Source organism: Burkholderia sp. Ac-20392, from assembly GCF_017104585.1.
Classification (GTDB): Bacteria; Pseudomonadota; Gammaproteobacteria; order Burkholderiales; family Burkholderiaceae; genus Burkholderia; species Burkholderia lata.
In genome coordinates this window covers 1-8,631 of the sequence record NZ_JAAGPB010000376.1, presented here as the reverse complement: position 1 = coordinate 8,631, position 8,631 = coordinate 1, and the positions used below count along the sequence as shown (strand labels likewise).

Sequence of the window (8,631 nt, the reverse complement as noted above, 5' to 3'; positions counted from 1 at the left end):
CCCGACATGCTCGAACGCGCGATGCTGATCGGCATGCGCAACGATTTCCGCCGTGACGATGCGCTCGAAGTCGCGCTCGACTGCGTGACGCACGGCGCGGCGCGCGGTTGCGGCTTCGACGGTTACGGGCTGCAGCCGGGCAGCCGCGCGGACGTCGTGCTGGTCGATGCGCTGACGTTCGCCGAGGCCGTCGTCGCACGGCCGGTGCGACGGCTCGTCGTGTCGTCGGGGAAGGTCGTTGCGCGCAACGGCGCGCTGGTGTGAGTGAAGCGTGCGCGCAGCGTCGCCCCGGTATGATCCGGTTTTCAGCCGGATTTCCGGGGAGACGACGATGCGACGCACGACAGCGGCACGGGCCGCACGATGGATGGCGGCGGCCCTGTTCGCCGTGACCACCGCGCACGCGGTGGCGGCCGGCCCGACCGACGCGCAGCAGGAAGCCAACCGGCGGACCGTGCTCGCGTTCTATGAAAAAGGCCTGAACGAGAAAGATGCGGACGCTGCGCTCGCGTACGTCGGCGATCGCTACGTGCAGCACAACCCGAATGCGGCCGACGGCCGCGATGGCTTCCGCAAGTTCGTCGCGTTCCTGCGCGACAAATATCCGCAGTCGCACAGCGAGATCAAGCGCTCGTTCGTCGACGGCGACTACGTGATCCTGCACGTGCATGCGGTGCGTGAACCCGGCACGCGCGGCAGCGCGATCATGGATATCTTCCGGCTCGAGAACGGCAAGATCGTCGAGCACTGGGATGTGAACCAGCCGGTGCCCGAGCAGGCCGCGAACGGGAACACGATGTTCTGACGGGGCCGAGCGCGCGGGCGTTTTGGCACGCCCGCGATCTCGTCGCATCGGCCATGCGGGCGGCGTCGCGGCGTCCTTCTCATTGCCGCCGCATCCCGCCTGCTTGTTACTCCTCGAGCTCCAGCATCGTCGCGAGCGCCTTCGTCAGTTCGCTCACCATCGGGTCGGCCGTCGGCCGATGCAGGATCGCGATGTCCATGTGCTCGATCGGCGCGAACCCCTGTTTCGCGGTCAGCACGACGTGCTCGTCCGTCACCACGCGCGCGGGCAGCACGCTGATGCCGAGCCCGTCCGCGACGGCGGCCTGGATGCCGCTCAGGCTCGACGTCGTGAAGCTGATCCGCCAGCGGCGGCCGCGCTCCTCGATCGCCTTGATCATGTCGTCGCGATAGAGCCCGCGCGGCGGGAACACGACGATCGGCACCGGGTCGAGATCGATCGTCGGATGCTTCGCGCTGTCGATCCAGCGCAGCTTCTCGGGCCAGCGCACGACGGCCTCGCGGCTGTCGCGCCGCTGCTTGATCAGCACGAGATCGAGCTCGCCGCGGTCGTACGCGGCGCTGATATCGCGGCTCAGCCCGCACATCACTTCGAGCTTGACCTGCGGATGCGCGCGCTTGAACGCGGCGAGCGCATGCGTCGTGCGGCCTGCCGCGAAATCGTCGGGCACGCCGAGCCGGATCGTCAGCGCGACCGTGGCGCCCGACAGCGCTTCCAGCATTTCATCGTTCAGCGCGATCATGCGCCGCGCATAGCTGAGCACCGTCACGCCCGCGTCGGTCGGCCGCACGTCGCGCGTGCCGCGGTCGAGCAGGCGGTGCCCGGCGATTTCCTCGAGCCGGCGCACCTTCTGGCTGACCGTCGACTGCGTCGAATGCAGGCGCGCGGACGCCGTCGTGAAGCTGCCGCAGTCGGCGACCATCACGAGCGCGCGCAGCAGGTCGAGGTCGAACAGGGGTCTATTCATTTCTGCACTTTTGCGGATTCGAACATTTCATTTCCAAATGCGTGCGACGACTTTTAACATGGCCGGACGCCGCGGGCAATCGCGGTTTCGCCGGACATGGCGCGGCGTCGTACTGCGCCACGGGGGCGCCTCGCCTGACGTATTGCATCGGCCGCGTATCGGCGTGCGCGGCACGCAAGGAGGAAACGGGATGTTGTTCAAACGGATTGCGATCATCGGCTCGTTTGCGTTGACTACGCTCACGTCGGCAGTGGCCGCCGCCGACGGCGGCGCGCTCGAAGGCCGGCTGCGCAGCGCGGCCGATCGCGGCGATGCGGGCGACGTGCGCACGCTGCTCGAGCGCGGCGCGCAGATCGATTCACGTGACGGGCAGGGCCGCACGGCGCTCCTGATCGCGACGCACGGCAATCACGTCGATGCGGCGCGCGTGCTGATCGACGCGGGCGCGGACGTCAACGCGAAGGATGCGATCCAGGACAGCCCGTACCTGTATGCCGGTGCGCGCGGCTATCTCGACATCCTGCGGATGACGCTTGCGCATGGCGCCGACCTGCGCAGCACGAACCGGTATCGCGGCACCGCGCTGATTCCGGCGGCGGAGCGTGGCCATGTGGATGCGGTGCGCACGCTGATCGACGCGGGCGTGAACGTCGACCATGTGAACCGGCTCGGCTGGACCGCGCTGCTGGAGGCGATCATGCTCGGCGACGGCAGCGAGCGATATGTACGGATCGTGCAACTGCTCGTGGACGGGCGCGCGAACGTCAATCTGGCCGATTCCAACGGCGAGACGCCGCTGCAGCATGCGCGGCGGCGCGGGTATGGGGCGATCGAGCGGGTGTTGGTGGCGGCGGGGGCGCGGTAGCGGGCGGCGTGGGCGAAGGGGCAGCGATCAGACCCATACTTCCCGATAGAGATGAAGCGCCTTCGACCACTTGACCAGATTTTTCCAGATGGCGCGAAGTGGCGTGCCCGAGCGCTGGGCAGCTTCCTCGGCTGCTTTCACTACAACCGGCAGCGGGACCTCGTCGAGGATGACAGCGAAATGCGCTTCATACCCGGCGGGGATTTGCCCGGAGGCAAACGCGTCGACGAGCAATCGCTCGGTCAATTCGCTCTTGTGGCTGACGTTTGCGCCAATGACGGCCTTGTAAAGACCGCGTTGAGCCGGCCGCGGTCGGGTCATGAGTTCGATGCCGAGCAAGCCTAGCAACGGGATCAGCTTGTTGACGCCGAGATCCTTGAGTTTGCCGTTTTCCAGCTGATTCACGGTGAGGCGAGAAAGTCCGGCGAGCCTGGCCAGCCGAGCCTGCGTGAGGTCGAGTTCCGCTCGCCGTTTCGCGACGGCCTGACCGATCTCGTAAAGTTGCATGCGGGCCTTCCTGCACGGATCAATGGCTCATGAATGTAAGGTATATCTTGCATCGCCGGATGTGCCTGCGCATTCGAGCAGCCTTTTTTGCGGTATAGGATGCGGCATCGATTTTCTACGAAAGGCAGCGGGGCGAGGCTTCGTCTTGATTCCCTGTATAGACATCACCATCCAACGGATATCCGGAAAAACTCGCTTTGTGGCAGATGTGCGTCGTAAAGGGTAAACACCGAAAAGCCATGTAAATCCTGCAAGATGGCCTTATTTAAAGCGCTGCCCTATCTTCCCATCCCGATTCCGGAACGCGCCCACCCTCCCTCCACCCCGCCCCCGTTTCCCCCGCTTGCGCTCAAAAATTGAGCGGTCTAGACTGCATCGCAGTTTCATCGAAGTCCCTGTCTTTCGCGCACCGCGCCGGGCATGCCGGCGCAACGCTCCCCACCGGACGCCGGCGTTCGCCCGCCGCGTCGAGACCATCAAGGACACGCCATGAACCGCACTGCAAAGCTCCTCGTTACCGCGCTGGCGTTCGCGCCGCTCGTGTCGTTCGCGCAGGACGCGTCGACGATCCGCTGGGGCATCGACCCCACGTATCCGCCGTTCGAGGCGAAGCAGCCCGACGGCTCGCTCGCCGGCTTCGACATCGACCTGCGCAATGCGATCTGCGAGCAACTGCATGCGAAGTGCGTGTGGGTCGAGCAGGGTTTCGACGGGATGATTCCGGCGCTGCGCGCCCGCAAGTTCGACGTGATCATGTCCGCGATGACGGCCACCGACGAGCGGCTCAAGCAGATCGACTTCTCGAACAAGCTGTATGCGTCGCCGGGCGCGCTCGTCGCGCCGGTCGGCTCGAAGCTGCTGCCGACCGCGGAGTCGCTCGCGGGCAAGCGCATCGGGATCGACCAGGGCACGACGCAGGAGGCGTACGCGAAGGCCGAATGGGCGACCAAGGGCGTGACGATCGTCTCGTACCAGAACCAGGACCAGGTGTATCAGGATCTCGTCAACGGCCGCCTCGACGCGACCTTCCAGGACAAGACGCAGGCCGGCTACTCGTTCCTGAAGACGCCGCGCGGCAAGGGCTACGCGTTCGCGGGCCCCGACGTGACCGACGTGCGGATCACCGGCTACGGCGTCGCGATGGGCGTGCGCAAGGGCGACGAAGCGATGAAGAAGCGGCTGAACGACGCGATCGTCGCGATTCGCGCGAACGGCACGTACCAGAAGATCGCCGCCAAATATTTCGACTTCGACATCTACGGCACGAAGCAGCAGCTGACTTCGGCACCGTGATTCCGTGATTCATTCCATCGACAGGCACACCATGACGAGTATCCAGGATCGCGTCGCGCAAGCCGTGACCCCCGAACTGATCGCCGCGTTCCGCGAGGAAGGCGCGGTCTGCATCAAGGGCATCTTTTCACCCGACGAAGTCGCCGCGCTGCGCGCCGGCATCGACACGAATCTCGCGCAGCCCAGCGAGCGCGCAAAAGTCGCGAGCCGGCCCGACGATCCGGGCTGGTTCTTCGAGGATTTCTGCAACTGGCAGCACAACGACGCGTATCGCGACTTCATCGTGCGCTCGCCGGCGCCGTCGGTCGCCGCCGCGCTGATGGGCAGCGAAAACGTACGGCTGCATCACGACCACCTGCTCGTGAAGGAGCCCGGCACGCGGCAGCGCACGCCGTGGCACCAGGACCAGCCGTACTACAACATCGAAGGCGACGACAACGTCAGCATGTGGATTCCGGTCGATCCGGTGCCGCTCGAATCGACGCTGGAATTCGTCGCGGGCTCGCATCTCGGGCCGTGGCTGATGCCGCGCACGTTCATGGACAAGGAGGCGAAGTGGTTCCCGGAAGGCAGCCTGGCCGACTTGCCCGACATCGAAGGCGATCGCGCGGCCTTCCCGATCCGCCATTGGGCGCTCGAGCCCGGCGACATGGTGTGCTTCCGGATGCTCACGCTGCATGCGTCGGGCGGTACGCAGAACCGTCGCCGCGCGTTCTCGATCCGCTTCGTCGGCGACGATATCCGCCACGCGCCGCGCCGCTGGAAGACGTCGCCCGATTTTCCCGGGCTCGCCGGGCAGCTGCCCGACGGCGCGCCGCTCGATCACCCGCTGTTTCCGGTCGTGTGGTCGCGAGGCGCGGGGCAGGCCGGCGCGATCTGACGCGGGCGGGCGTGCATGACGGACGCGGCGGCCGTTTCCTGACGAAACGGCCGCCGCGCGCTTTTGTGCGTGGGGAAAAGGATCAGGTCGGGTGGCGTCCGGCGCCCGGCTTGAAGCGCGAGCCGAGCCGGTAGCGGTTGCCCGGATGCAGGAAGTGCACGAACGTGACGGGCTGCCCGTTCGTCCAGGTGCGGCGCGTGAGCGTGAGGCACGGCTCGTCGGCGCGCATGTCGAGCAGCCGCGCCTGTTCGCCGGTCGGCAGCGACGCATCGACCACGTGCTCGATTTCCAGTTCGTAGTGCGACACGTTGTTGTACAGGTACTCGGACGGCGGTTCGACCTGGAAATCCTGGTCGATGAAACCGGGCGCGGCGGCCGGGTTCACGTAGCGATCCTCGAGCTGGATCGGGCGGCCGTTTTCCTCGTGCACGCACACCACATGAAAGACCGGCGTGTTGACCGGCAAGCCGAACGCGGCCGCGACGTCGAACGACGCGGGCTCGCTCGACTGGCTCAGCACGCGGCAGCGATATTCGTGCCCGCGCGCGCGGATTTCGTCGCGGATGTGCGCGATCATCAGCAGGTTCGACTGCGGCTTCACTTCGGCGACGAAGGTGCCGACGCCCGCGATGCGCTTCAGCACGCCTTCCTCGGTCAACTCGCGCAGTGCGCGGTTGACCGTCATGCGCGCGACGCCGAACTGCGCGGCGAGATCGAGCTCGGACGGAATGCGGTCCCCAGGGCGCCAGTCGCCCGCTTCGACGTTCTGGCGAACGAGCGTCTTGATTTGCTGGAACGGTGCGGTGGCCTTCGTGACCATCGGGGATCCTTGCGCGAAAAGGTGACGATGCTAGTCGTCGTGACTGACGATGACCAGGATCTCCGCCTGCGCGGTGCCGAGGCTGCGCGTGCGGTGCGGGATGAGTGCGTTGAAATAGACTGAATCGCCGGTCTTGAGTTGCACCGTTTCGTTCGGAAATTCGATTTCGACGCGCCCCTTGTGCACGAACAGGAACTCCTCGCCTTCGTGCTCGCGGAACGTCGACGCGACGAATTCGTGCGGCGGATGCACGACGAACGGCAGCATCTTCTTCGGCGCGACGCCGGCCGCGATGCTTTCGAAGCGATGCGCGTGGCTGTCGGCCGCCGCGCCCATCGCCGTGCGCTCGCCGGCGCGCGTGACCGTGATCAGCTCGCGGTTGTGGCTTTCCGAGAACAACTGCTCGACGTCGACATTCAGTGCCTTCGACAGCTTCAGCGCGACCGCGATCGACGGCACGCTCAGGCCGCGCTCGACTTTCGACAGGTAGCTCTTGGTGAGGCCCGTCTCGTCGGCCAGCACATCGAGCGTCCAGCCCTTCTGTTTTCTGAGCAGCTTCAGGCGAATCGTCATGGGGCGCCGGGTGTCCTTCGAAAAACCGATTGTAACGCATGACACAAAGTGTCCTGTGGTGTATCGTGTGTCATGTTTTCCCGGGAAAGCGGCTGCGGACGGCGCGGCCGGCCCGATCCATTCAGGAGGTGAACATGGCGGAAACGCTGAACCTGACGAAGGAGGCGCTGGTCGCGCTGGCGGAGCGGCGTCTCGACAACGCGGTGGGCGACAGCGGCTGGTCCGCGCGGCAGAAGCTCGCGCTCACGTGCCGGATCCTGTTCGACGCCGGTCACGACTCGGGCCTGGCCGGGCAGATCACCTGCCGCGCAGGCGACGCCGGCACGTACTACACGCAGCGGCTCGGGCTCGGTTTCGACGAGATTTCGGCCGCGAACCTGCTGCGCGTCAACGAGGATCTCGACGTCGTCGACGGCGAGGGCATCCCGAATCCGGCCAACCGGTTCCATACGTGGATCTACCGCGAGCGCCCGGACGTGAACTGCATCATTCATACGCATCCGGCGCATGTCGCGGCGCTGTCGATGCTCGAGCAGCCGCTCGTCGTGTCGCACATGGATACCTGCCCGCTGTATGACGATTGCGCGTTCCTGAAGGACTGGCCCGGCGTGCCGGTCGGCAACGAGGAGGGCGAGATCATCTCGAAGGCGCTCGGCGGCAAGCGCGCGATCCTGTTGTCGCACCACGGCCAGCTCGTGGTGGGCAAGACGATCGAGGAAGCCTGCATCCTCGCGCTGCTGATCGAGCGGGCCGCGAAGCTGCAGCTGCTCGCGATGTCGGCCGGCGAGATCAAGCCGGTGCCGCCGGCGCTCGCGCGCGAAGCGCACGACTGGATTTCGAAGCCGAAGCGCGATGCGGTGACGTTCGACTACTACGCGCGCAGGGCGTTGCGCACGCATCAGGACTGTGTCGCATGAGCAAGCGATTCGTCGCTGCCATGTCTGTTCATCATTGAGGAATACCTATCGTGTCCATCCTGTTGAAGGGCATCATTGCCTACCCGGTGACGCCGTTCTCCGCTGACGGCGGCGTCGACCTGAAAGCGCTCGACGCGCTGATCGAGCGCCTGATTGCCGACGGCGTCCACGCGATCGCCCCGCTGGGCAGTACCGGCGAAAGCGCGTACCTGTCCGATGCTGAATGGGAGACGGTCGCCACGGCGTCAATTCGCGCGGTGCGCCGGCGCGTGCCGACCGTCGTCGGCATTTCCGATCTCACCACGGCGGGCGCGGTGCGCCGCGCGCGCTTCGCCGAACAGGCCGGCGCCGATGCGGTGATGGTGCTTCCCGTGTCGTACTGGAAGCTCGCCAACGACGAGATCGTCGCGCACTATCGCGCGATCGGTGCCGCCATCGGCATCCCGATCATGCTGTACAACAACCCCGCGACGAGCGGCGTCGACATGTCGCCGGACCTGATCGCGACGATCTGCCGGACCGTCGACAACGTGACGATGGTGAAGGAGAGCACCGGCGACATCGGGCGGATGCACCGGCTCGCGCAGTTGAGCGACGGTGCGATTCCGTTCTACAACGGCAGCAATCCGATGGCGCTCGCCGCGCTCGCGGCTGGCGCGGCCGGATGGTGCACGGCCGCGCCGAACCTGAATGCGGCGTTGCCGCTGGCGCTGTTCGACGCGATGCAGGCGGGCGACCTGGCGCGCGCGAGGACGGTCTTTCATGCCCAGCTGCCGCTGCTGCAGTTCATCGTCAACGGCGGATTGCCGGTGACCGTGAAGGCTGGCTTGCGCCTGCGCGGTTTCGATGCGGGCGAACCGAGGAAGCCGCTGATGCCGCTCGGCGACGCGCGCACGCGCGAACTCGAACGCCTGCTCGCGGCGCTGCCGGACGGTGTGACGACATGAGCGATGCGGCACGGCCGGCGATCTCGGCGGCCATCGGCGCGGTAGATCGGAAGAGCA

Annotated in this window: 10 protein-coding genes and 1 pseudogene; 7 read left to right on the top strand and 4 right to left on the bottom strand. The window is 66.3% G+C overall.

From position 1 onward, the window contains the following. Window positions 1–264 (top strand): annotated as a pseudogene (locus tag G3N99_RS29300) (cytosine deaminase); the annotation flags it as partial. A 67-nt stretch (window positions 265–331) separates the two neighbouring features. Beyond that, window positions 332–805 carry a nuclear transport factor 2 family protein gene (locus tag G3N99_RS29295; RefSeq protein ID WP_174941863.1) on the top strand — a complete coding sequence of 158 codons (474 nt, stop codon included), beginning with the start codon at window positions 332–334 and terminating at the stop codon, window positions 803–805. A gap of 106 nt (window positions 806–911) precedes the next feature. Here G3N99_RS29295 and G3N99_RS29290 read toward each other — a convergent pair whose 3' ends face one another. Further along, window positions 912–1,772, bottom strand: a complete 861-nt coding sequence (locus tag G3N99_RS29290) for a LysR family transcriptional regulator (RefSeq protein WP_011353685.1) — start codon at window positions 1,770–1,772, stop codon at window positions 912–914. Window positions 1,773–1,962: 190 nt separating this feature from the next. Here G3N99_RS29290 and G3N99_RS29285 point away from each other — a divergent pair, with 190 nt between their 5' ends. After that, the gene (locus G3N99_RS29285) at window positions 1,963–2,637 is read left to right on the top strand and encodes an ankyrin repeat domain-containing protein (protein WP_206124126.1); all 675 of its coding nucleotides are present in this window, start codon (window positions 1,963–1,965) and stop codon (window positions 2,635–2,637) included. A 27-nt stretch (window positions 2,638–2,664) separates the two neighbouring features. Here the strand turns inward: G3N99_RS29285 and G3N99_RS29280 are convergent, their stop codons facing one another. Further along, a complete protein-coding gene (locus tag G3N99_RS29280) occupies window positions 2,665–3,144 on the bottom strand; it encodes a helix-turn-helix domain-containing protein (RefSeq protein ID WP_174940590.1) in 480 nt (159 codons plus the stop codon). 489 nt (window positions 3,145–3,633) lie between these two features. Between G3N99_RS29280 and G3N99_RS29275 the strand changes: the two genes are divergently transcribed. Continuing rightward, window positions 3,634–4,437, top strand: coding sequence for an ABC transporter substrate-binding protein (locus G3N99_RS29275; RefSeq protein ID WP_206124125.1), 804 nt, complete (start codon window positions 3,634–3,636; stop codon window positions 4,435–4,437). Window positions 4,438–4,468: 31 nt separating this feature from the next. Then, window positions 4,469–5,317, top strand: a complete 849-nt coding sequence (locus G3N99_RS29270) for a phytanoyl-CoA dioxygenase family protein (protein WP_206124124.1) — start codon at window positions 4,469–4,471, stop codon at window positions 5,315–5,317. Window positions 5,318–5,399: 82 nt separating this feature from the next. Here G3N99_RS29270 and hutC read toward each other — a convergent pair whose 3' ends face one another. Both hutC and G3N99_RS29260 read right to left on the bottom strand, forming a co-directional pair. Continuing rightward, on the bottom strand, window positions 5,400–6,137 hold the full coding sequence (hutC, locus tag G3N99_RS29265; protein WP_174940596.1) for a histidine utilization repressor: 738 nt from the start codon (window positions 6,135–6,137) through the stop codon (window positions 5,400–5,402). Between the two features lie 30 nt (window positions 6,138–6,167). After that, entirely contained in the window at window positions 6,168–6,710 is a 543-nt protein-coding gene (locus G3N99_RS29260) for an XRE family transcriptional regulator (protein ID WP_048246144.1), read from the bottom strand. A 134-nt stretch (window positions 6,711–6,844) separates the two neighbouring features. Between G3N99_RS29260 and G3N99_RS29255 the strand changes: the two genes are divergently transcribed. Continuing rightward, entirely contained in the window at window positions 6,845–7,627 is a 783-nt protein-coding gene (locus G3N99_RS29255; RefSeq protein ID WP_206124123.1) for an aldolase, read from the top strand. Between the two features lie 50 nt (window positions 7,628–7,677). After that, a complete protein-coding gene (locus G3N99_RS29250) occupies window positions 7,678–8,574 on the top strand; it encodes a dihydrodipicolinate synthase family protein (protein ID WP_206124122.1) in 897 nt (298 codons plus the stop codon). Window positions 8,575–8,631 lie beyond the last annotated feature (57 nt).

Coding starts and splice junctions, on each gene's coding strand:
- G3N99_RS29270 (WP_206124124.1), top strand. CDS start 4,469: ATGACGAGTATCCAGGATCGCGTCGCGCAAGCCGTGACCCCCGAACTG.
- G3N99_RS29255 (WP_206124123.1), top strand. CDS start 6,845: ATGGCGGAAACGCTGAACCTGACGAAGGAGGCGCTGGTCGCGCTGGCG.
- G3N99_RS29275 (WP_206124125.1), top strand. CDS start 3,634: ATGAACCGCACTGCAAAGCTCCTCGTTACCGCGCTGGCGTTCGCGCCG.
- G3N99_RS29290 (WP_011353685.1), bottom strand. CDS start 1,772: ATGAATAGACCCCTGTTCGACCTCGACCTGCTGCGCGCGCTCGTGATG.
- G3N99_RS29295 (WP_174941863.1), top strand. CDS start 332: ATGCGACGCACGACAGCGGCACGGGCCGCACGATGGATGGCGGCGGCC.
- G3N99_RS29260 (WP_048246144.1), bottom strand. CDS start 6,710: ATGACGATTCGCCTGAAGCTGCTCAGAAAACAGAAGGGCTGGACGCTC.
- hutC (WP_174940596.1), bottom strand. CDS start 6,137: ATGGTCACGAAGGCCACCGCACCGTTCCAGCAAATCAAGACGCTCGTT.
- G3N99_RS29280 (WP_174940590.1), bottom strand. CDS start 3,144: ATGCAACTTTACGAGATCGGTCAGGCCGTCGCGAAACGGCGAGCGGAA.
- G3N99_RS29285 (WP_206124126.1), top strand. CDS start 1,963: ATGTTGTTCAAACGGATTGCGATCATCGGCTCGTTTGCGTTGACTACG.